At 61.7% G+C, this 21,224-nt stretch carries 21 protein-coding genes and 4 pseudogenes; 19 read left to right on the forward strand and 6 right to left on the reverse strand.

Going from position 1 to position 21,224, the window contains the following annotated elements:
* Positions 1–8: 8 nt before the first annotated feature.
* The 11 genes and pseudogenes from OEG82_RS05580 to OEG82_RS05630 all read left to right on the forward strand — a co-directional run bounded on the left by OEG82_RS05580 (position 9) and on the right by OEG82_RS05630 (position 10,277).
* A complete protein-coding gene (locus OEG82_RS05580; RefSeq protein ID WP_267611446.1) occupies positions 9–305 on the forward strand; it encodes an STAS domain-containing protein in 297 nt (98 codons plus the stop codon).
* On the forward strand, positions 302–667 hold the full coding sequence (locus tag OEG82_RS05585) for a response regulator (RefSeq protein ID WP_267611447.1): 366 nt from the start codon (positions 302–304) through the stop codon (positions 665–667). The genes OEG82_RS05580 and OEG82_RS05585 overlap by 4 nt, the downstream gene beginning before the upstream one ends.
* A 13-nt stretch (positions 668–680) precedes the next feature.
* Positions 681–2,975 carry a chemotaxis protein CheA gene (locus OEG82_RS05590; protein ID WP_267611448.1) on the forward strand — a complete coding sequence of 765 codons (2,295 nt, stop codon included), beginning with the start codon at positions 681–683 and terminating at the stop codon, positions 2,973–2,975.
* Positions 2,976–3,215: 240 nt separating this feature from the next.
* Positions 3,216–4,079: pseudogene (locus tag OEG82_RS05595) on the forward strand (protein-glutamate O-methyltransferase); the annotation flags it as partial.
* Between the two features lie 21 nt (positions 4,080–4,100).
* A pseudogene (locus OEG82_RS05600) lies at positions 4,101–5,169 on the forward strand (protein-glutamate methylesterase/protein-glutamine glutaminase).
* Positions 5,169–5,558 carry a response regulator gene (locus tag OEG82_RS05605; protein WP_267611449.1) on the forward strand — a complete coding sequence of 130 codons (390 nt, stop codon included), beginning with the start codon at positions 5,169–5,171 and terminating at the stop codon, positions 5,556–5,558. Before OEG82_RS05600 ends, OEG82_RS05605 begins: the two are co-directional and overlap by 1 nt.
* Positions 5,555–6,096 (forward strand): annotated as a pseudogene (locus OEG82_RS05610) (chemotaxis protein CheD). Before OEG82_RS05605 ends, OEG82_RS05610 begins: the two are co-directional and overlap by 4 nt.
* Positions 6,097–6,107: 11 nt before the next feature.
* Positions 6,108–6,500 (forward strand): hypothetical protein, encoded by a 393-nt coding sequence (locus OEG82_RS05615; RefSeq protein ID WP_267611450.1) that lies wholly within the window; start codon positions 6,108–6,110, stop codon positions 6,498–6,500.
* A 102-nt stretch (positions 6,501–6,602) separates the two neighbouring features.
* A pseudogene (fliF, locus tag OEG82_RS05620) lies at positions 6,603–8,287 on the forward strand (flagellar basal-body MS-ring/collar protein FliF).
* 494 nt (positions 8,288–8,781) lie between these two features.
* Positions 8,782–9,519: a transcriptional regulator VisN gene (visN, locus tag OEG82_RS05625; protein WP_267611451.1), complete on the forward strand. Its 738-nt coding sequence runs from the start codon at positions 8,782–8,784 to the stop codon at positions 9,517–9,519.
* Between the two features lie 137 nt (positions 9,520–9,656).
* Positions 9,657–10,277, forward strand: a complete 621-nt coding sequence (locus tag OEG82_RS05630) for a response regulator transcription factor (protein ID WP_267611452.1) — start codon at positions 9,657–9,659, stop codon at positions 10,275–10,277.
* 84 nt (positions 10,278–10,361) lie between these two features.
* On the opposite strand, the gene OEG82_RS05635 is transcribed toward OEG82_RS05630, so the two are convergent.
* From OEG82_RS05635 to motA, 6 genes are read right to left on the reverse strand one after another with little or no spacing between them, the layout of a single operon-like run.
* Entirely contained in the window at positions 10,362–10,814 is a 453-nt protein-coding gene (locus OEG82_RS05635; RefSeq protein ID WP_267611453.1) for a hypothetical protein, read from the reverse strand.
* The gene (flhB, locus tag OEG82_RS05640; RefSeq protein ID WP_267611454.1) at positions 10,814–11,902 is read right to left on the reverse strand and encodes a flagellar biosynthesis protein FlhB; all 1,089 of its coding nucleotides are present in this window, start codon (positions 11,900–11,902) and stop codon (positions 10,814–10,816) included. The genes OEG82_RS05635 and flhB overlap by 1 nt, the downstream gene beginning before the upstream one ends.
* Positions 11,903–11,914: 12 nt before the next feature.
* The gene (locus OEG82_RS05645) at positions 11,915–12,967 is read right to left on the reverse strand and encodes a flagellar motor switch protein FliG (protein WP_267611455.1); all 1,053 of its coding nucleotides are present in this window, start codon (positions 12,965–12,967) and stop codon (positions 11,915–11,917) included.
* Between the two features lies 1 nt (position 12,968).
* Positions 12,969–13,574, reverse strand: coding sequence for a flagellar motor switch protein FliN (gene fliN, locus OEG82_RS05650; protein ID WP_267611456.1), 606 nt, complete (start codon positions 13,572–13,574; stop codon positions 12,969–12,971).
* Positions 13,575–13,632: 58 nt separating this feature from the next.
* Positions 13,633–14,586 carry a FliM/FliN family flagellar motor switch protein gene (locus OEG82_RS05655; RefSeq protein WP_267611457.1) on the reverse strand — a complete coding sequence of 318 codons (954 nt, stop codon included), beginning with the start codon at positions 14,584–14,586 and terminating at the stop codon, positions 13,633–13,635.
* A gap of 4 nt (positions 14,587–14,590) precedes the next feature.
* Positions 14,591–15,469 (reverse strand): flagellar motor stator protein MotA, encoded by an 879-nt coding sequence (motA, locus tag OEG82_RS05660; RefSeq protein WP_267611458.1) that lies wholly within the window; start codon positions 15,467–15,469, stop codon positions 14,591–14,593.
* Between the two features lie 206 nt (positions 15,470–15,675).
* Between motA and OEG82_RS05665 the strand changes: the two genes are divergently transcribed.
* From OEG82_RS05665 to flgG, 8 genes are all read left to right on the forward strand, one after another.
* Positions 15,676–16,458: a DUF1217 domain-containing protein gene (locus OEG82_RS05665; RefSeq protein WP_267611459.1), complete on the forward strand. Its 783-nt coding sequence runs from the start codon at positions 15,676–15,678 to the stop codon at positions 16,456–16,458.
* Positions 16,458–17,183, forward strand: a complete 726-nt coding sequence (gene flgF, locus OEG82_RS05670) for a flagellar basal-body rod protein FlgF (protein WP_267611460.1) — start codon at positions 16,458–16,460, stop codon at positions 17,181–17,183. Before OEG82_RS05665 ends, flgF begins: the two co-directional genes overlap by 1 nt.
* Before the next feature lie 78 nt (positions 17,184–17,261).
* Positions 17,262–18,617: a flagellar protein export ATPase FliI gene (gene fliI, locus OEG82_RS05675; RefSeq protein WP_267614879.1), complete on the forward strand. Its 1,356-nt coding sequence runs from the start codon at positions 17,262–17,264 to the stop codon at positions 18,615–18,617.
* Complete coding sequence (locus OEG82_RS05680; RefSeq protein ID WP_267611461.1) at positions 18,614–19,171, forward strand: flagellar protein; 558 nt, start codon at positions 18,614–18,616, stop codon at positions 19,169–19,171. Before fliI ends, OEG82_RS05680 begins: the two co-directional genes overlap by 4 nt.
* A 121-nt stretch (positions 19,172–19,292) precedes the next feature.
* Positions 19,293–19,670 (forward strand): flagellar basal body rod protein FlgB, encoded by a 378-nt coding sequence (gene flgB, locus OEG82_RS05685; RefSeq protein ID WP_267611462.1) that lies wholly within the window; start codon positions 19,293–19,295, stop codon positions 19,668–19,670.
* A complete protein-coding gene (gene flgC / locus OEG82_RS05690) occupies positions 19,670–20,092 on the forward strand; it encodes a flagellar basal body rod protein FlgC (RefSeq protein WP_267611463.1) in 423 nt (140 codons plus the stop codon). The genes flgB and flgC overlap by 1 nt, the downstream gene beginning before the upstream one ends.
* Positions 20,089–20,424 (forward strand): flagellar hook-basal body complex protein FliE, encoded by a 336-nt coding sequence (gene fliE / locus OEG82_RS05695; RefSeq protein WP_267611464.1) that lies wholly within the window; start codon positions 20,089–20,091, stop codon positions 20,422–20,424. The genes flgC and fliE overlap by 4 nt, the downstream gene beginning before the upstream one ends.
* A gap of 10 nt (positions 20,425–20,434) precedes the next feature.
* Positions 20,435–21,223, forward strand: a complete 789-nt coding sequence (flgG, locus tag OEG82_RS05700; protein WP_267611465.1) for a flagellar basal-body rod protein FlgG — start codon at positions 20,435–20,437, stop codon at positions 21,221–21,223.
* Position 21,224: the final 1 nt, after the last annotated feature.

The following is a 21,224-nucleotide window of genomic DNA, read 5'->3' on the forward strand; positions in this document are numbered from 1 at the left end:
AATTCGAAATGTCTGACACTGCACCCCGGACAATCCTGAAACTGCCCAAGGTCCTGGACCTCAATGCCGCCGGCCGGCTGCATGAACAGGTGCTTGCCCACAGAGGGGGCGATATCGAGATCGATGCCTCCGACGTCGGCCGCGTCGGCGCGCAGTGCATCCAGGTGTTGTTGTCCGCGGTTGTGAGCTGGCGCGCCGAGGGCTTGCGCTTCAGCGTTGTCGATGCGTCGGAATCATTTGTGAAAACATTGAAACTGCTGGGAATATCGGACGAAGCCCTGCTTCCCAAGGAGATGCTGAAATGAAGAAGAAAATCCTCACGGTCGATGACTCGCGGACCATCCGCAACATGTTGCTCGTGACCCTGACCAATGCCGGCTATGACACGGTTCAGGCCGAGGACGGCATTGAAGGCCTCGAGATGCTGGAGGAGTCCGATCCCGACGTCATCGTCACCGACATCAACATGCCCCGGCTTGACGGCCTCGGCTTCATCGCCGGCGTGCGCAAGAACGAGCGTTACCGCGCCATCCCGATCCTGGTCCTGACCACCGAAAGCGACCCGGACAAGAAGAACCAGGCCCGCGAAGCCGGTGCGACCGGCTGGATCGTCAAGCCTTTCGATCCCGCAAAGCTCATCGCGGCAATCGAGCGCGTCACCGCCTGACAGGACCTGTCCCATGGATATGAATGAAATCAGAGAGATCTTTTTCCAGGAGTGCGAGGAGCAGCTCGCCGAACTGGAATCCGGTCTGCTGCGGCTCAGGGACGGCGACACCGATCCCGAAACCGTCAACGCGGTCTTTCGCGCCGTGCATTCGATCAAGGGCGGTGCCGGCGCTTTCGGGCTTGATGATCTGGTTGCCTTCGCCCACATCTTCGAAACAGCCCTTGATTGCGTTCGCTCCAGCAAGTTTGCCGCATCCGCAGACTTGCTCAATGTGTTGCTCAAATCGGCCGACGCGCTGGCCGATCTCACCTCGGCCGCCCGGGACGGCGGCAGTGTCGACCCGTCGCGCACCTCGGAACTGGAGGAGGCGCTCAAGGCCTTTGCCAGTGGCCAGCCCCGCCTGGTGACCGGTTCGCAGGACATGGTTCATGGGACTGCTCCGGTGACGCCCGAACCCGCTGACGAGCCCGAATTCGAGCCGGTCCCGTTCAGTTTCGATGATTTTGAGGAGGCGGAATCGAACGCCTCCGCTGCCAAGCCGAGCGGGCGCAACCTGTTCACGGTATGCTTCAAGCCGCGGTCCGATCTCTATGCCAAGGGAAATGAAGCGGTGCTGCTGCTGCGCGATCTGGCCAAGCTCGGCGATCTCGAAGTGCATTGCGAGACCGACACTCTTCCCGGCATCGAGCAGCTCGACGCCGAAGCCGCCTATTTCTCATGGCGGATCCGGGTCGAGACGGAGCACGACGAAGACGCCATTCGCCAGGTGTTCGAGTTTGCCGAATGGGACTGCACGCTCGACGTTACCCCCGGTTACACGGATGCTGCCTCCGCGGAAGAGATTGCCGTGGCCGGGAAGGCGGGGCCTTCGACGCCGTTCGACCTCTCGCTCCTGGACGAGAACCCCGCTGACGCCCCCGTGATGGCCCGGCAAGACCCGGCGGACAGCCCGCCTGCCGTCGCTGATGAGCAACCCGAAGCCATTGGCCAGGAGGCGCCGAAAGCGGCCGCCGAACCGGCACATCTGTCAACGGTTGCAAAGGCGCTTGCCGCGGAGCTTGCGAAAAAGGAAATGACGGTCGCCGCCGTGCCCGCCGCTCCGCAGACGATCCGGGTCGACCTCGAGCGTGTTGACCGGCTGATCAATCTGGTTGGCGAGCTCGTGATCAACCAGTCGATGCTGGCGCAAAGCGTGTCTGACAGCCACACCGGCGGCACCTCGGCGCTCAATGTCGGGCTCGACGAGTTGCAGCAACTGACCCGGGAGATCCAGGACAGCGTCATGGCCATTCGCGCTCAGCCGGTCAAACCGGTGTTCCAGCGGATGGGCCGGATTGTCCGTGAAACCGCCGACATGACCGGCAAGTCTGTCCGCCTGATCACCGAGGGCGAAAACACCGAAATCGACAAGACGGTCATCGACAAGCTGGCCGAACCCCTGACCCATCTGATCCGCAACGCCATCGATCACGGGCTGGAAAAGCCGGAGACGCGCCAGGCCGCGGGCAAGAACCCGGAAGGCAGGCTGAGCCTGACCGCCAAGCACCGTTCCGGCCGGATCGTCATCGAAATTGCCGATGACGGCGCCGGCATCAACCGTGACCGGGTCCGTGACAAGGCCGTGGAGAAGGGCCTTATCGCAGCGGATGCGAAACTCAGCGACGAAGAAATCTACAATCTTATCTTCCATCCCGGTTTTTCCACCGCCGAACACCTGACCGACATTTCCGGGCGCGGCGTCGGTATGGATGTGGTCAAGCGATCGATCCAGTCGCTCGGCGGCCGGCTGTCGATCAATTCGACACCGGGCGCGGGCTCGGTCTTCACCATGAGCCTGCCGCTCACCCTGGCGGTGCTCGACGGCATGGTTGTCACCGTCGCCGGCCAGACCCTGGTGGTTCCGCTGACCGCCATCATCGAGACATTGCAGCCCTGTCAGAAGGACATTCATGCCTTCGGGACGAGCCACCGGCTTGTCGCCATCCGCGATACATTCTGCCCGCTGGTCGATGTCGGCCACATTCTCGATTTCCGCTCCGACCTGACCGATCCGGTTGACGGCGTGGTCCTGCTCGTCGAATCCGAGGGCGGCGGACAGCGGGCGCTGATGGTCGATGCCATCCAGGGGCAGCGGCAGGTGGTCATCAAGAGCCTTGAAACCAACTACCGGCACGTACCCGGAATTGCCGCCGCGACGATCCTCGGCGATGGCCGCGTCGCGCTCATCCTTGATGTCGACGCCATTGTCATGGCCTCGCGCGGTCATTCGCTCGGCGCCGAAATGACCCTCGCGGCGACAGGCTAGGGGAGCAGCAACACCCATGCGATATCCGGCACACGACATCTGTGACCAGGCGGCGCGCACGTCCCGCAGCCTGTCGTGCTGCGTTCTCCGCATGGTCCCGCATAACGTCTGCGCCCTGATGACTGCAAGGGCCAGGCCGCATGCGCCGGTTTGCGCTGCCGTCACCGCCTCCGCCCCTGTCGCGAAGCTTTACCGCGTCGGGCCCGGCGCGGTTCAGGCTGCGGCTGAAAGCGAGGCCGCGTGAGCACCACCGCAATTTTGCCGACGGGCCGGCCGGGTGAACACCTTGTCAATGCGGAATTCCTGCTGACGCGCAAGGACCTGTCCGACATCTCCGCCATGATCTATTCCGATGCCGGGATCGCGCTCAACGAGACCAAGGCATCGCTGGTCTATTCGCGTCTGTCCAAACGGCTGCGCCAGTTGGGCTTGACCAGTTTCGAGCAATATTGCGCCCTGGTCAGCTCTCATGACGGCATCGACGAGCGCCGCGAGATGCTCAGCTTCCTGACCACGAATTTCACCCGCTTCTTTCGCGAGAACCACCATTTCGACTATCTCCGCACCAAAATCCTGCCGGAATTGCTGCTGCGCGCCAATGCCGGCGGCCGTGTGCGCATCTGGTCGGCGGGATGTTCCGACGGGCAGGAGCCCTATTCGATCGCGCTGACATTGCTCGGCATGGCGCCCGATGTCGCAAGTCTGGATATACGCATCCTCGCCACCGACATCGATCCGAAGATGATCGTCAAGGCAAAGGCGGGGATCTATGACGGCCAGGCGCTCGAAACTGTGGATGCCCGCATGCAGCAGCAATGGTTCACCCCTGCCGCCGGCAATTGCTGGCAGATCAGCGACCAGGCGCGGAACCTGGTCACCTTCCGGGAGCTCAACCTGCTGGCGCCGTGGCCCTTCCGCGGGCTCTTCGATGTGATCTTCTGCCGGAACGTGGTAATCTATTTCGATGAGGCCACGCAGGACAGGGTCTGGGCGCGCTATGCCGATCTGCTGCCACCGGGCGGGCATCTCTGCATCGGTCACTCGGAGCGTTTGTCCGGCGAGGCCGGGGACCGCTTCGACAACGTCGCTGTGACGACCTATCGCTGCAAGGGAGGGCCTGAGGTCATGATCGCACCCGTGCGCGTCCTCGTTGTTGACGACTCCCCCACCATGCGCGGCCTGATCCGGGCCGTGCTGAGCAGTGATGCCGGGATCAGCGTGATCGGCGAGGCCGGCGACGCCATCCAGGCCCGCAGCGCCATCAAGGAGCTCAATCCGGACGTCGTCACCCTTGATATCGAAATGCCGAACATGAACGGCATCGCGTTTCTCGAAAAGATCATGAAGCTCCGGCCGATGCCGGTCATCATGGTGTCGACGCTCACCCAAAGGGGCGCGGAAGCCACCCTGGCGGCTTTGGAAATCGGCGCGTTCGACTGCGTCGGCAAACCGCTGCCGGGCGATGCCGTGCCGTTTCCCCGCCTTGCCGAGATCGTCAAGGCCGCGGCCCGCTCGCAGCGTCACCGGCACGCTGCGTCCCAGTGCCGGACCAGCGGTTCCGGACCTGCCCGAAAAACCTGCAGCCCGCGAATATCAGCCGGCGTCCAAGATCATCGCCATCGGTTCGTCTACCGGCGGTGTTGAGGCGCTGATCTCGATTCTGCGAAAATTCCCGGCCAATTGCCCGCCCACGGTCATCACCCAGCATATGCCTGCCGCATTCACTCGCAGCTTTGCCGAGCGCCTCAACCGGGTCTGCGCGGCGCAGGTGAGGGAAGCCGAGGACGGCGACCGGTTGCAGATCGGCCGGGTCTATTTGGCGCCGGGCGGCGAGCGGCACCTGCAAATCATCAATGCGGCGGCGCCGAAATGCATCCTGACCGGTGAAGGTCCGGTGAACAATCACTGCCCGTCGGTCGATGTCCTGTTTGAGTCCGTGGCACGCCTCGCTGGTTCCCGGGCGGTCGGGGTCATCCTCACCGGCATGGGGCGCGATGGCGCCTCGGGCCTTCTCAGCATGCGCCAGGCCGGCGCCATCACCATCGGTCAGAACGAGCAATCCTGCGTGGTCTACGGCATGCCGCGCATGGCCCAGGAGATCGGCGCCGTCGATCGCCAGTTGCCGCTCAGCCAGATCGGTGAGGAAATCCTCAAAGCCACCACAGCAACCTCCCGGAAAGATAGAGTCGCCTGATGTCCATTGCACACAAAATCAAGGTCCTTGTCGTAGATGATCAGGTGACAAGCCGTCTGCTCATCAATGACATGCTTTTGCAGCTTGGTTTCACGAAGATCACCATTGCCCAGGATGGCGAGCAGGGCGCCAGGATCATGCGCCAGCAACCGCATCACCTTGTGATCTCCGACTATGCCATGCCGAAGATGGACGGGCTGGTTCTGCTGCATTCGATCCGCACGAATCCGGCGACCAAGAAGGCTGCGTTCATCATGGTCACCGGCCAGGGCAGCCGCGAGCTGGTGCACAAGGCCGCCGCACTTGGCGCCAACAACGTTCTGGCCAAACCCTTCACCATCGAGAAGCTGAAAGCCGCCATCGAGATGGTGTTCGGGGAGCTGGCGTGACAGCACAGCCGCAATTTCGCAAGGTCCACGTCATTCAGGGCGAGTTCAAGGTCACCGGCGACCCCGATGTGGTGCTCACCACCATACTGGGCTCCTGCGTGTCCGCCTGCATGCGTGATCCGGTTGCCGGGGTCGGCGGCATGAACCATTTCCTGTTGCCGGGCCAGGGCACTGGCTGCGGCGCGGAGGCGACCCGTTACGGCGTGCATCTGATGGAGTTGCTGATCAACGGTCTCTTGAAGATGGGCGCGCGTCGCGACCGGCTCGAAGCCAAGATCATCGGCGGCGCCAGGACAATTGTCGGTCTGTCCAATATCGGCGAGCTCAATGCCGAATTCGCCCGGACCTTCCTGAGCGATGAGGGGATCAGGATCGTCAGCAGCAGCACGGGGGTGATGTTGGCCGCAAATTGCAATATCATCCGGTCAGTGGTCGCGCCCGGCAGTCCGCGCTCTCCGGGGCCGAGACCCAGAAGACGGTGGCGCTTGAAACGGTTCCACGCAATCTGGTCGCGCCGAAGTCGATCGAGTTTTTCTAAGGAGCCGTCCTATGAGCCAATTGCCCTATGAGGCCGGCGACAGCCCTGACGAGCCCCTGCGCGAGGTCATGGCCAAGGTCTGCTCCGAACTTGTCGATGTTGCCGATCTGATCGAACGGCTCGAGCCGTTATTGTCCGATGGCGGCTCGACCGAACTCCTTGCTTCGCCCGATCACATGCGCCTGATGCAGGGCATCGATCTCGCCGTCCAGAAGGCGCGCGGCCTGGCGGCCTTTCTCGAGGGCGTGAGCGAAGAGGTCGCCCCCGAACTCGCTGTCGACATCACCGAGGCTCTCAAGCTGGTGAATCTCGACGACATGAAGCGGCATCTCAAGGCCTCGACCCGCACTGCGCCGTCGAGCGAGGCCTACAAGAATGCCTCCGGTGATCTCGAGTTCTTCTGAACCGGGACAAACAGCTCCAGACCACTTTCGCGCAAGTTTCGCCGGCTAGGGTCGCCGAACCGGTTATCCTGACCGGCTTGCCCTGTTGAGCGCGGATACAGAATGAGTCTGTTGAACCAGCTGTCACAATTGACGAAAAACCTGTCCGGTCTAGGTCAGGCACGTCTCATGGCGCTCGCCGGCGTCGGCGCACTTTCGGTTTTTCTCGTCATTGCTGCCGCGATTTTCCTCAACAAGCCGACCCACGAGACGCTGTATATCGGCCTTTCGGGCGAGGATGTGAACCAGATCAGCCTGGTTCTGGCCGAAGCCAATATCGATTTTGACATCGGTTCGGACGGAACCTCGGTCACGGTCCGCGCGGGCACCACCAATCAGGCGCGGATGATTCTGGCAGAGCGCGGCCTCCCGTCGTCAAACACCGCCGGATATGAACTCTTCGACCAGGTCGGATCCCTCGGCCTCACCAGCTTCATGCAGGAAGTCACCCGGGTCCGGGCACTCGAGGGCGAAATCGCCCGCACCATTCAATCCATTTCCGGCATTTCCGCCGCGCGTGTCCACATCGTCATGCCCGACCGCGGCAATTTCCGGCGGGGGAGCAGAAACCATCGGCTTCGGTGATGGTTCGCGCCGGCAACAATCTGGCCGGCCGCACCGCCAATTCGATCCGCCATCTGGTTGCCTCCTCGGTTCCGGGCCTCAACATCGATGAAGTCACGGTTCTGGATGCGACCGGGCAATTGCTTGCGGCAGGCGACGACTTTTCCAATTCCAACCTGAACCGCTCCTTGTCGATCGTGCAGCTGGTCCAGAGCGAAGTCGAATCCAACATCGACAAGGCGCTGACGCCGTTCCTCGGCATTGAAAACTTCCGCGCCAGCGTCAATGCGAAGGTCAACACCGACAGCCAGCAGACCCAGGAGACGGTCTATGATCCCGAATCACGGGTCGAACGCTCGATCCGGGTGACCCGGGAAAACCAGACGTCCAACCAGTCCTCGACCGACGCACCGGCTACGGTCGAGCAGAACATTCCCGACGCGGGCGCCAATGGTGCGGGCAATGCAGGCCCGCAATCGAGCGAACTGGCCGAGCGCAAGGAAGAACAGACCAATTTCGAGATCAACTCGAAGACCATATCGACGGTCCGCAACAGCTATGATGTCGAGGAACTGTCGATCGCCGTGGTGGTCAACAAGGCCCGCATCGACGCCATGCTTGGCGGCGAGCCGACACCCGAGCAGACCGCTGCCTATCTCGAGGAACTCGAACAGGTTGTCTCCATGGCATCGGGTCTGAGCGCCGAGCGCGGTGACCGCGTCAAGATCACCATGATGGACTTCCTCGCCAGCGAATTGCTGACCGCCGATGCGGCCCAGCCCGGTTTCGCTGATGCCTTGAGAACGCAGCTCGGCACGATCATCAACGCTCTCGCCTTCATCACGGTTGCTGTCCTGATCGTCATGTTCGGCTTCCGTCCCCTGCTGCGCAGTGCGGGCGTGGGTGGCGGTGCCGCCAATGAGAACGCGATGGATGACGGCCTCGAACTGCCCGACTTCTCTGCCGAAGCGCTCGGCGAAGTCGGCGCGATGCCGATGGAAGGCTTCGGCGCGGACTTCGGATTTGGCGAAGAGGACGAGTCCGGTCTCGAGCTTGAGGAATCCGGCTCGTTCAACCGCCGCGTCAAGGAAGGTCCCGAGCGCAGGCTTGCCCGCATGGTCGAGATCAATGAAGAGCGCGCGGCCAAGATCCTGCGCAGCTGGGCTTCCAGCGAAGCCGCATAGAGCCTGCTTCGCCAGTTTGTGGCTTGATCTACCCCGTTCGCTCCGCGCCGCTGATGGATGTCCCTGGCAGCCAACCGGGACCTGACAGGTCGCGATACCGATGATCGCTCTTTCACCCCGCTGATGATCCGGGGTTCTGGCAAAGGGTTGAGTCTGGCATCCCGATTCAATCGGATGTGCAGCGCAAATCAGGGCCCGGAGGCGCAGGGCTGCTGGGTTCGCGAGCCTCCCAAGGCAATCTTTTAAGCATGAAAGGTAGCTATAGCTGGGTTCCCGCACCGCATGTCCGGCCAAGCGATTCTGCGCCGAAATTCAGAACTATAAGAATTACAAAAAGTCAAGTCCCAAAATGAGGGGCTATTTATTTAGGGTTCGTTGCTGCACACTAACATTCATGGCTGATCGATTCGAAGATCTCCATTGATTGGGAGGGGTCGCAGGAGCGCGGCTTCGGATCGAACTACGGTTTGGCGTTGAAGGAGTGCTGATGGTTATTGGCGTCCAGTCTGGTACTTCCAGATGCGTTCAGGGTACGTGTTTCACACGAGGGAGGACGCGGGATGATCGCACGTGAGGCTTTTATCCACGACCTCGAAGCGCAGGGATCCAGTGATCACATCAGCATCGGGATGGAGCTTGTCTGCGCCTATGCCGGTGCGCGGTGCTATCTGCTCGGCCGAACCGATCTTTATTCAGATCGCCATCATGATTTCATCGTCACCTCCAACTGGCCCTTTGATCTGGTGCGCTCGTTCGGCGCGGACCTCGTCGATGCGCAAGCCCGCATCAGTCAGATCCGCCGGTGCCTGCAGGCCTTCGAGCCTTCTTTTCAGGATGTGGAACCATCGGTAAACCTGCCCGACAGCTTCGCGCAGCGGGTATGCCTGATCCCCTACAATGCCGGCCAGGCGCGCATGATCCTGGCCCTGCTGTTCGACAAGGATGCCTTCCTGTCGCATGACCGGTTGCGCGACGTGGCGCTGGCGGCGGCCTATCACAGCTCGCACTACCCGGACGTCATCTCCAGCAATGATGCGCTCTCGGACCTGACAGACCGGGAAGTCGAATGTCTCTCCTGGATCGGCGAGGGCAAGACCAGTGACGAGATCGCGCTGATCATCGGCATATCACGCAACACCGTGAACAATTACATCACCAGCATCATGAACAAGACCGGAGCAAAAACCCGTTCCGAAGCCGTTGCTTTCGCTGTTCGGCAGCGTATCATTTAGAGAAGGGAGCCATACTGATGGAATTAGGAGCATTACCAGATGCCCAAAGCACCCAGGAACGGGCTCAGAAACATGCACAGGATGGAGCCGCTGGACATGCCGGCTCGTCGGCGGATCTTTTTCCCAAGCTTGTAACCATGCAGAGATCATGCGGCAGTGAGGCATTCACCGTGCTGGTGGTTCAGGCCCACACGCTGCTGTCGCCCGGCCGCATCGAGTGCAAGATGCACAGCCCTGGCAGCGATGCAGTGGTTGCAAGCATGGTCGAGGAGCAGTCGGCCTTCCTGCTGTCGCATCTCTATTCGTCGCCCCGGCCGTTGATTTTCGCGCCGGAAGGCTATGTCGCGGCTGACATGTCGCCGGCAAAGACGGTTCACGTGGTCGACAAGGCCGGGGTTGATCTCGCCTTCCCGGTGCAGCTCGGCGCGATGGGCAACGGCTATGTGGTGTTCTTTTCGGTTCACACCGCCATCAACAATGATCTGCTGATCGATCTGCACCGCAAGTCGCTCTCGATCATGCGCGAAAAGCTGCGGGTTGTCTTCGGTGCGACGTCTGAAACCGAGAAGATGAACGAGCGCGAGATCGAATGCCTGCAGCTCGTCGGCAACGGCATGAAGAGCGAAGCCATCGGTGAACGGCTCAATCTCTCGGTCCACACCGTCAACGCCTATCTGGGTTCGGCCACCACCAAGCTGAATGCGGTCAACCGCATCCAGGCGATTGCCAAGGCCATCCGTCTCGGCCTCGTTGCCTGAGTGACGCCTTGAGGGCCCGGCTGGAGTCCTCTGTCTGAACGGTGCTGTTTGTCCCGTTGCGATCCGCCTTGAAGGCTGCGCGGATCAGGCGGCCGGCCGGGAGATCTGCACCGCCGGCACGAATGGCCGGAACGCGGCCGCACGCAGGCTTTCCTTCAGACGATTGGTATTCTCGTCAGGATCATCCTGCGGCTCGTCAAACACGATGTGATTGATCTCCACGCCACCACAATCCTGCTCCAGTATCAGACGCGCATAGATCTTCACGCCCCTTGGCTTGATTTCCAGATCTAGCACAACGCGCGGCTTGCCGCCCCAGTCGAGATAATAGTCCCCGCCGGTGCCGAGCTTGACGATGCCCGGCAGGAAGAACATTTCTGCGGCCGAGGCAACCAGATCTGCCAGATCGGCATGCCGCTCATAGCGCAGCATTGCAATCAGGTCGGCGACGTCAATCAGCCGCAATTCGCTGGCGACCGTGCAGATCGCGTCAGCAACGATGACTTCCCGTTCGGCGGAGAGGGGATCAGGTTTCATTATCGGATGTCCGCAGTTTTGGATTTCGGTTTGTTGGCGTAAATCTTGTGTACCAGCTCGGCGACGGCCTTGTAGAACACCGCCGGGATGAAATTATCGACCGAGACTTGCGCAAACATGGAGCGGGCGAGCGGCGGATCCTCAAACACCGGAATTCCGTTGGCCTCGGCCACCTCGCGGATTTTCAGGGCGATCAGGTCCTGGCCCTTGGCGATGACCACCGGCGCGCCGCCCTCCTCTGGCACATAGCGCAGCGCCACGGCAAAATGGGTCGGATTTGCAATCACCAGCGTGGCGCGCGGCACTTCGGCGATCATCCGGCGGCGGGCGCGGTCCCGGGCCATCGATCTCTGGCGTGCTTTGACGATCGGGTCGCCGTCCGACTGCTTCATCTCCTCCTTGATGTCCTGCTTGCTCATGCGCAGGTCGGCGCCCCAGCTGTAGCGGGTCCACAGCACGTCGAGCACGGCCAGCGTGGCCGTGCACATCAGCACCACGGTCACCACCTTGCCGGCCAGGCGGGCGATGTCGGGGGCGATCAGGGTGGGATCCATGAACATGAAGTTCAGCGCCCCGAAGAACTCCGACTGCATCACGCCCGCCACGATCGCGGACACGACCACGATCTTGAACAGCGACTTGGCGAATTCCACCATGCCCTTGGCGCCATAGATGCGGGCGAGGCCCTTGATGATGGAGATGCGTTCCAGCTTGGGCTGGATCCGGTCGAGAACAGGGCTGGGCATGTTCTGCAGCACCGAGGCGGCGATGCCGAAACCCATCAGCAGCGCAAAGGCCGGCAACAATACAGCACCGGCCTCGAAAAACAGCAGCCGGAACAGCGCCACGGCGTCACCGCCGGTCGACATGCGCCAGCCGTCGGATTGTTCGAACAGGTCCCTGAGCGTTTCGGTGAAGCGACCGGCACTGCCGGGAAGAAAGAACACCAGATAGACCAGCATCCCCAGCGTCGAGGCAAAGATCGGGACTTCACGGCTGAAGGGCACATTGCCCTTGTCCACGGCGTCACGGATTTTTTTCTCGGTGGGTTCTTCGGTTTTGCTGTCTTTGTCTTCGCCTTCGGCCATAGCAGCTCTGGCTTATGCCGCTGCTGCCGCGTCGTCAACCGGCGCATTCTCGCGCAACGTCAGTTGATCGAGGCCGGCCAGCCGTATGGCTTCCTGGGCAATGGTGCGACGGGCGACGGCGATGTCGCGGGCTGCGACGCCGGCTTCGCCGGAGGCAAGGTCGGATTCGATCATCCGGCGCTGGCGGGCACCGATGGCCGACAGGATCGCCTCGCGCAGCTCCTCGTTGGCGCCGCGCAGCGCCATGGTCATGATGTCGCCGGAGATGTCGTTGAGCAGCGTCACGCGGCTGCGCAGGGACATCTGGGCAACATCCTCGAACAGGAAGATGCGCGGGCGGATCTTCTCCATTGCCGAGGTGGAGACCGTGCCAAGCGCGCCCAGCAGCGATTCGACCTCGGGCTTGGACATTTCATTCATGATCTCGGCCACCTTGATCGAGCCGGTATTGGCCTTGTCGGCCTCGATCACGGTGATCAGTTCGCGGACCCGCTTTTCGATGATCTCGGCGGCCTTCGGATTGACGCTCTTGAGATCCACCGCGCGCCGGACGATGTCGACGCGGATGTTTTCCGGCATGCGCATCAATGTCTTGCTGCCGAATTCCGAAGGCAGCATCGACAGGATATAGGCGGCGGTCTGCGGATGCTCGCTCTGCAGGAACTTGCTGACCCGGTCGGGGTCCGAATCCTGCAGCCGGTCCCATACCGACATCTCGTAGGCCTGGTACTGGGTGCGTCGTCCGAGCAGGCCATCGACCTCGTCGGGTGTCAGGCCTTCCTCGAGAATGCCTTCCATCGCCTTGGCGTTGTCCATCAGGCCTGCGCCTTCACTGAACAGGTCCTCGAATTCATTGACCAGTTCGATCAGTTCCTGCGGCTTGATCGAGCGCAGGTTCTGCGCCTTCTTGATGATTTCCTGCAGCTCTTCATATTCGAAGAACCTCAGAAGCTTGCCCGCGACCGGCTTGCCCATGGCCAGAAGCACGGCTGCAGCCTTTTCCGAGGGAGAAAGGTTGCTGCTGTGTCCGGTGCTTTCACTACCGGTCTGGTCATAGGCTGCCATCTTATCCAGCCTTCTTCTGCGGTTCGCCGATCACTTCGATGATGCGGACCGCAAATTTGGTCTCGTCCGATTCCATCACCGTGATCTCGCCGCGGCCGATCAGCTTGCCGCTAACCATGATCTCCACCGGTTCGCCGATCTTGCGGTCGAGGGCGATTGTCGCGCCTTCGGACAGGTTCATCAGCTTGGACACCGCCATGCGGCTGGTGCCCAGGATGATCTGGACATCGACCGGAATGCCCAGAACGAGGTCCATCCGGCCGGACGTTCCGCTCGCGCCGAGCTTCTGTCCGGCGGTTGCATCCGCTGTGCTGCCAAACATGCCATCCGCTCCCTCGGCGCCGGATGCCGGGCCGAAATCGGGCGCGTCGAGGCCTGAAAACCCGTCCATGTTCAGCGGGTCGTCGCCCTTGTCGTCGAGGTCCGCGCCCATATCGAGGCCTAAGGCTGATGCGCCACTCATTAAATCCACGCTTTCATTGCTCGCCGGCGACTGGCCGGCATCCTTCTTCAAAATTCCGCGAAGGCCGTCGACGGCTCCGTCGATCGCGCCGTTGTCTTCTGCCATCGGATCGGATTCGTCATCAAGTGCTTCTTCGCCTGCCATGACCCTTTATCCCGTTCCAAGCTTGCCCGTAGCCTGTCTAGCAGCTCCGGATGCGTCTTCATACAAAGTCTGTCTTCCAGTTTTCATCCGGCCCGGCCTGTCCCTCGACCTTGACCATGTAGCGCGCGCCGGCCCGACCCAGTGCGCATGTATAAAGCGGCCGGCCATTGGCGCTCAGCGTGACCTCGATGTCGCCCGTGTCGGCGAAGGCAATCAGATCGCCGGCCTGAAGGCGGCTGATTTCACCCAGCTCGAGCGGCGCCAGCGCCACGGCGGCCTGCAGATTGACTTCCGAGCGCGAGACCCGGTGGCTCAGCCGTTCGGTCCAGTTTTCGCTGTTGGCCTCGGCCTTGGCATCGCCGCGAACATGCCTGATCGCGGTCTTGAGCAGCAGTGACTGCGGCAGGATCATGGTCAGCGAGGTGGCGACCGCGCCAAAGCCGATATCCAGTGTCATGGCGGCGGCGTGGAGGTCCGGCCTGAGATCACCGTCATCCTCCGGCAGCTCCGATTGCGGCTTGCTCAGCCTGGTCTTCGCCTTCGGGTCCGCCGACACCAGTTTGCGCAGATTGTCATTGAGTTGTTCGAACACCACCAGCGACATGTCGAGTTCGATGTTCGACAGCGGCCGGGCGACGATATCGAGATCAGCCGGGTCGGAGCCGCCGAGCAGGCATTCCACCAGGCCGATGATCAGTTTTGATCCGCACAGCACCGCAATGTCGTCGGTCCAGTCGGCGATGCCCGCCTCGCAATAGACCGCGTCCTTGCCGAGCTGGGAAAGCAGTTCGCGCCGGCGGCCCTGCAGGATGGCGCCCGGCCGGACATCGATTTCAACCCCGGTGACCTTTTCGAAGGCCTGCGCCATCAACGGGCACAGCACCGACAGCACGGTGTGGCACTTGGCGTCGATATCCGACGGATTGCCCTTGGTGCCGGTCATCCGGTCCAGAAGGTCCGGGTCGAATGATCCGTGGCTGGATATGGGGTCGATCTCGGTTGCGGCGCTCATGACATCAGGCCGCTTTCGCTTCGCCGCCGCCGCCCGGGTTCATCATTTCCTGCTCGACGGCATCGATGGAAGGACGCTCGTAAGAAGAGATGGTCTTGCGGCCGTGCTCGAGCGCAACCTGCGGGACCGAGCCGTTCATATAGGCCAGCAGCGTCTGCTTGACGATGGTGTAGAGCCGGTTCTGCTTGGTCCGCACCATCTTGATGTTGAGGGCAATCGGACCGAAGACGCAGTAGGACAGGAAAATCCCCAGCATGGTTCCCACCAGCGCCGCGCCGATCAGTCCGCCCAGGATGGCAGGTGATTCATTGATCGCCGCCATGGCCTTGATCACGCCCAGAACCGCCGCGATGATTCCGATCGCCGGGCAGGCGTCGGACATGGTGTTCATGGCGTGGTAGCATTTGAGCCGGTCATAGGAGATCGTCTGGATTTCCTCATCCATCAATGCCTCGATTTCATGCGGACGGGCATTGCCGATGATGATCAGCCGCACATAGTCGCAGATGAACGAGGTCAGATCCTTGTTCTTCAGGATCGTCGGGGCGGAGAGGAACAGGTCGGACTCTTCCGGATTGTCGATGTGGCTTTCGATTTCGTTGCGGCTCTTGGTGCGCAGGTCGCGCATCAGCGCATATAGAATGCTCAGCGTGTCGAGATATTCGCGTTCCTTGGGCACGGTGCCCTTGAACGCCTCGCCGGTGGCCTTCATCGTGTCCTTGATGACCTTGACCGGGTTGGACATCACGAAACCGCCGATCGCGGCACCGCCGATGATCAGCAATTCGAAAGGCTGGTTGAGCACTTCGATATGCCCGCCCATGGCCATGAAGCCGCCGAGCACGCAACCGAGTGTGATAACCAGACCGATAATGATATTCATGATGCCCCGCCGCGGAAATTAACACGCTATACAGGTCCTACGGCTTGAGCCTTGTGTGAAGCTGAATCTGACTGCCTTATTAATGGTTTCCCCGCAGCCAACAGCCTCGCACAAGCAAGCTGGCCTATTTCGGAACATATCCAGGGGAAATGTGCCGGTTTTTCGGTTTGGCAGAACGCCCTGACGGACCGAGAAGGGTAACTCCGGTGACAACGACCTACACCAGCTACAACCTGATCGCGCGGGATCTTCCCAGCTCAATCGAGCGGATCGCCAGTCAGCCGCAAATCGCCCGCGAAAGCGAATATTATCTCAGCCGGATTTCCGAGATCAAGTCGATCGACGAGTTCATGGCGGATTCGCGGGTGTTCAACTATGCGATGAAGGCCCATGGCCTGGAGGACATGAACTACGCCAAGGCGTTCATGCGCAAGGTGCTCACCGAAGGCACCGAATCCGAGAGTGCTTTCGCCAACCAGCTTGCCGACAGCAAGTACAAGGATTTCGCCGAGACCTACAATTTCGCCACCCACGGCGAGACGGCGACGATCTTCACCAAGGCCCAGCAGGGCACGGTGGACAAGTATCACCGGCTGTCGCTGGAAGAGGAAGTCGGCGAAGACAACACCGGTGTGCGCCTGGCGCTCTATTTCCAGCGCACCGCGCCGGAAATCACCTCGGTCTACACCATCCTTGCCGACACCGCCTTGTATGACGTCGTGCGCACCGCACTCGGCTTTCCCGCCGAACTGGCAGCCAGCGACATCGACAAACAGGCTGATCTGATCAAGTCGCGCATCGATATCGAAGATTTCAAGGATCCGGAAAAGCTCAACGAATTCATGCAGCGGTTCACGGCCCTGTGGGAGATTGAAAACCCGTCCTTCGGCACGCAGGATTCGAGCCTGCTGCTCAGTTCGTCGTCAGGCTTCGGCATCTCGACGGACCTCTTGCTGTCGATCAACACCCTCAAACTCGGAGGCCGCTGATGCAGGGCTCGCTATATGTCGCATTGTCATCACAGATTGCGCTTGAGCGTCGCCTGAACACGCTGGCCGACAATGTCGCCAATTCCAACACCACCGGTTTCCGCGCCACCGAAATCAAGTTCAACGAGGTTCTGGCCAATACCGGCGTCGCCGATGTCTCCTTCGTTGACCAAGGCAAGGAATTTCTCAACACCAACAATGGCGGATTGCGGGCCACCGGCAACCAGCTCGACTTCGCGCTGCGCGGCGAAGCCTGGTTCATGATCGAAACGCCCACCGGCGAAATGCTGACCCGCGACGGCCGCTTCACCATCACCCAAGCCGGTGAACTGGTCAATATCAACGGCTATCCGGTTCTCGATCCCGGCGGCGCGCCGATCCAGCTTGATCCGGGCGGCGGCACGCTGAAGGCTGGCCGCGATGGCGGCTTGACCCAGGACGGCGTCCGGCTCGGCGCAATCGGCCTGTTCCAGGCCGACCTGACCCAGGGCTACCAGCGCCAGGCAGCGCTCGGCGTTGTGCCGGTGATACCGCCCGAACCCATGATCGACACTGCATCAGCCGGTCTCCTGCAGGGCTATGTCGAGGATTCCAATGTCAATCCCGTGTCGGAGATGAGTCACCTGATCATGGTGACGCGCGCCTTTGAAAGCGCTTCGGCGATGACGAAGGCCACCGAGGATACCTTCAAGGAAGCCATCCGGACGCTTGGCAGCGGCAACTGAGGACAGACGTGATCCGATGAACACTCACCGCTTCGCGCTTCTGGAGGATGCCCTGTGAGTGGCCGGCAAAGCCTTGCCATGCTTGCGCAGGGGGTGCGCGAATTCTCCCGGCCCGATGGCGGCTATGACGTGTCGGGCACCGTCACCTCGGTGTCGCCGGGCCGCTGCGTCGTGGCCGGCCTGTCGCGCCATGTCCGGATCGGCGATTTCCTGTCCTTCCGGCGTGACGGAACGCTCAAGCTGGCGGAAGTGATCAGTCTCGGCGCGGAAGAGCTGATTGCCTGCCCGGTCGACGGCTCGTCCCAGGCCAGTATCGGCGAGCGGGTCTGGCGCAAGGGCGCATTCCGGCTCTCGCCTGACGCCTCCTGGTGCGGACGCACCATCAATTCTCTCGGCGAACCGGTCGACGGGCTCGGTCCCATGCTGCAAGGCGACACGCCGCGGGCCGTGACCGGCTCGCCGCCGGCCTCGATGACGCGGCAGCGGGTCGACAAGCCATTGCGTACCGGCGTGCGGGTCATCGATGTCTTCACCCCGATCTGCCAGGGCCAGCGGCTCGGCGTCTTTGCCGGTTCCGGAGTCGGAAAATCGACGCTGCTGTCGATGTTTGCCAAGGCCGCCGATTTCGACCGGGCAGTGGTCGCACTGGTCGGCGAACGTGGCCGCGAGGTCCGCGAATTCATCGAGGACACGCTTGGCCCGAACATGGCCAAGACCGTCGCCGTCGTCGCCACCAGCGACGAAAGCCCGATGCTGCGCAAGCTGGCGCCGCTGACGGCAATGGCCATTGCCGAGCATTTTCGCGACAGCGGCGAGAACGTCCTTCTGATTGTCGACAGCCTGACCCGTTTCGCCCATGCCCTGCGCGAGATCGGCATGGCGGCAGGCGAGCCTCCGGTCGCCCGCGGTTATCCCGCTTCGGTGTTTACCGCCTTGCCCGGCCTGCTGGAACGCGCAGGTCCCGGACCGGAAGGGGCCGGCGCGATCACCGCCATCGTCTCGATCCTGGTCGATGGCGACAACCACAATGACCCGGTGGCCGATTCCGCCCGCGGCATCCTCGATGGCCATCTCGTGCTCGACCGGGCCCTAGCCGACGAGGGCCGCTACCCGCCGGTCAATCCGCTGACCTCGATCTCCCGTCTTGCCCGCAAGGCCTGGCGCGGCGACGAGGAGAAACTGGTGATGCGGCTCAAGGCGCTGATCCACCGTTATGAGGAAACCCGCGATCTGCGCCTGATCGGCGGTTACCGGGCCGGTTCGGATGCCGAGCTCGACATGGCCATCAAACAGGCGCCGGTTATCTACGAGACCTTGCGCCAGACACCTGAACAGCCGGCCAGCCTGGATGCATTCGCCGAACTTGCCGATGCGATGAAGGCCGCCGCCGGCATCCCCGCCACCCCGCCCGGCAAGGAAAGGACCCGACCGTGACCGACCAGACGGATATCGAAGAGGAAGCACCCGAACCCGGTCCGGCGCGCAGGCGGCAGACGGGCGATCGCGTCTTTGTTGTCACCGGCTTTCTGCTTGCCACTGCGGCAGCGTTCTTTCCCTGGTACGTCTTCTTCAATCAGGAAAGCTTCGGCATCGCGCCGATGGGCTATACCGAAACCCGGGATCTGCCGGATATCGACGGCCGGGCCATGGTCAATGTCTCGCCGCTGGCGATTCCGGCCACCAGGAACGGACCGGCGCCGGCCTCCGCCTTTGACCCGATCACCACCGCGACCGTACCTGGTTCCGAAGCCGCGCCGAAATCCCTTGGCGCCGCCGCCGGCGAAGACCCCAACCTGTCTTTTCCGGGCAACCCACGCTACCGGTTGCTGCACGTGGCCAATGGACGGGCGCTGATCGAAGACAAGACCGGCATGTATATTGTCCGCATCGGGTCGGTGCTGCCGGACAATTCCCGCCTCGCAAGATTGGAAGAGCGCGAAGGCAGCTGGGTGATCGTCACGTCCAATGGCGACGTGATAGAGCGCTGATTGCCGGCCTGCGCCCGGTGTGGCGCCGGCTCCGCTGCCCGCAAGCGCCAGGGCGCTGACCGCAAGGCACGCACAAGATTGATCGCATAGCCTCAAGACTTGCACAGGACGAGGACATGCCATGCAACCGATTCAGCTTTTCGAACTGACATCCAAGCAAGCGCACTGGCTTTCGGTGCGCCAAAGCGTTGTCGCCGGAAACATTGCCAATGCCAACACGCCCGGCTACGCGACGCGTGAAGTGGCGGCCTTTCAGGCTGTTCTCGAGCAGACCGGAACACGCATGGCTGCAACCCATCCCGGTCACATCCAGGAAGATGCCTTGCGCAGTTCCGTCCAGGACGGAAGCGGCGATGAGATCGAGGTCCTGCCGTCGGGCAATTCCGTCAATCTGCCCGACGAGATGTCCAAGACAGGAGAAATCAAGCGCATGTACGAGCTCAACACCGGGATGGTGAAATCCTTTCACCGGATGATGCTTCTGACTGTGAGGCGCTGATGGTAGTCGACCCGCTCTCACTGGCATCGCGCATCGCGTCCTCGGGCCTCGATGTTCAGGAAACGCGCATGCGCATCCTGTCGGAAAACCTTGCCAACTCGCAGTCGACCGGTGACACGCCGGGTGCCGACGCCTATCGCCGCAAGACCATCAGCTTCGCCTGGGAGCTCGACCGCTCCATCGGCGCGTCGACGGCCAAGGTCAGCAGGATCGATTACGACCAGGGCGACTTCAACGTCGAATATGATCCGGGCAATCCCGCAGCCGACGAGAAGGGCATGGTCAAACTGCCCAACGTCAATGTGCTGATCGAACTGGCCGACATGCGCGAAGCCAACCGGACCTATGAAGCCAATCTTCAGACCGTCAAGCAGACCCGTGAACTGGTTTCCATGACAATTGACCTGCTGAGGGCACAATGATCGGTATGGTTGGAGCCACCAGCGCGCTGCAGCAACTCTCCGGATCGGCCGACACCGATTTGGCGGCCGCGGCGGCCATGCCGCAGATGCCGTTGTCGCAGGGCGCAACGCCAGCCAATTCATTCGCCGATGTCATGGCGTCACTTGGCCAGGGCGTGATGGGCAATCTCAGGGTCGCCGAAACCAATTCGCTCGCCGCCGTGCGCGGTGAGGTGCCGACCCGTGACGTCGTTGACTCGATCATGTCCGCCGAACAGTCCCTGCAGACCGCCGTTGCGATCCGCGACAAGCTGGTCACCGCCTATCTCGAAATCGCCCGTATGCAAATCTAAGGAAATCGCCATGAAGGCATTGGCCATCGCAGCAACCGGCATGAACGCCCAGCAGCTCAATCTCGAGGTGATCGCCAACAACGTGGCGAACATCAACACCACCGGCTTCAAGCGGGCCCGTGCCGAATTCTCCGATCTGTTGTACCAGGTCGAACGCAATGCCGGCGTGGCCAATGCGTCCAACCAGGCTATCGTGCCCGAAGGCGCCCATGTCGGACTTGGCGTGCAGACCTCCGCGGTTCGAAACCTGCATATCCAGGGAACGCTGGTGGGAACCTCCAACAAGCTCGATCTCGCCCTTGTCGGCCGCGGCTGGTTCCAGGTCGAAACCCCCGATGGCGAAACCCAGTATACCCGCGCCGGAGCCTTCAACACCAATGCCGAAGGCCAGCTCGTCACCATCGACGGTTACACCGTCGTCCCCGGCGTGACCTTTCCCGACGACGCCAGCGAAGTCGTCATCAGCCGCACCGGACAGGTCTTTGCCCGCATCGGCAACGAAGTCGAGATGCAGGATCTGGGACAGTTGACGATCGCAAATTTCGTCAACGAGGCAGGCCTCGAGCCTCTCGGCGACAATCTGTTCCGCGAAACCCCGGCCTCGGGCCCCGCCAATGTCGGCGTGCCGGAAGATCCGGGCTTTGCGCATATCCAGCAAGGCTATCTGGAAGCTTCCAATGTGGATCCCGTCAAGGAAATCACCGACCTGATCTCGGCGCAGCGCGCCTACGAGATGAATTCGAAAATCATTCAGGCCGCCGATGAAATGGCCTCTGTCGTTTCCAAGAACCTCAGATAGC

Origin of the sequence: Hoeflea ulvae (assembly GCF_026619435.1) — a bacterium.
Taxonomy (GTDB): Bacteria; Pseudomonadota; Alphaproteobacteria; order Rhizobiales; family Rhizobiaceae; genus Hoeflea; species Hoeflea ulvae.

Bases quoted from the DNA above. Each gene is read 5' to 3' on its own strand.
- OEG82_RS05580 (WP_267611446.1), top strand. From the start codon at position 9: ATGTCTGACACTGCACCCCGGACAATCCTGAAACTGCCCAAGGTCCTG.
- OEG82_RS05585 (WP_267611447.1), top strand. From the start codon at position 302: ATGAAGAAGAAAATCCTCACGGTCGATGACTCGCGGACCATCCGCAAC.
- OEG82_RS05590 (WP_267611448.1), top strand. From the start codon at position 681: ATGGATATGAATGAAATCAGAGAGATCTTTTTCCAGGAGTGCGAGGAG.
- OEG82_RS05605 (WP_267611449.1), top strand. From the start codon at position 5,169: ATGTCCATTGCACACAAAATCAAGGTCCTTGTCGTAGATGATCAGGTG.
- OEG82_RS05615 (WP_267611450.1), top strand. From the start codon at position 6,108: ATGAGCCAATTGCCCTATGAGGCCGGCGACAGCCCTGACGAGCCCCTG.
- OEG82_RS05630 (WP_267611452.1), top strand. From the start codon at position 9,657: ATGCAGAGATCATGCGGCAGTGAGGCATTCACCGTGCTGGTGGTTCAG.
- OEG82_RS05635 (WP_267611453.1), bottom strand. From the start codon at position 10,814: ATGAAACCTGATCCCCTCTCCGCCGAACGGGAAGTCATCGTTGCTGAC.
- flhB (WP_267611454.1), bottom strand. From the start codon at position 11,902: ATGGCCGAAGGCGAAGACAAAGACAGCAAAACCGAAGAACCCACCGAG.
- OEG82_RS05645 (WP_267611455.1), bottom strand. From the start codon at position 12,967: ATGGCAGCCTATGACCAGACCGGTAGTGAAAGCACCGGACACAGCAGC.
- fliN (WP_267611456.1), bottom strand. From the start codon at position 13,574: ATGGCAGGCGAAGAAGCACTTGATGACGAATCCGATCCGATGGCAGAA.
- OEG82_RS05655 (WP_267611457.1), bottom strand. From the start codon at position 14,586: ATGAGCGCCGCAACCGAGATCGACCCCATATCCAGCCACGGATCATTC.
- motA (WP_267611458.1), bottom strand. From the start codon at position 15,469: ATGAATATCATTATCGGTCTGGTTATCACACTCGGTTGCGTGCTCGGC.
- flgF (WP_267611460.1), top strand. From the start codon at position 16,458: ATGCAGGGCTCGCTATATGTCGCATTGTCATCACAGATTGCGCTTGAG.
- fliI (WP_267614879.1), top strand. From the start codon at position 17,262: ATGCTTGCGCAGGGGGTGCGCGAATTCTCCCGGCCCGATGGCGGCTAT.
- flgB (WP_267611462.1), top strand. From the start codon at position 19,293: ATGCAACCGATTCAGCTTTTCGAACTGACATCCAAGCAAGCGCACTGG.
- flgC (WP_267611463.1), top strand. From the start codon at position 19,670: ATGGTAGTCGACCCGCTCTCACTGGCATCGCGCATCGCGTCCTCGGGC.
- fliE (WP_267611464.1), top strand. From the start codon at position 20,089: ATGATCGGTATGGTTGGAGCCACCAGCGCGCTGCAGCAACTCTCCGGA.
- flgG (WP_267611465.1), top strand. From the start codon at position 20,435: ATGAAGGCATTGGCCATCGCAGCAACCGGCATGAACGCCCAGCAGCTC.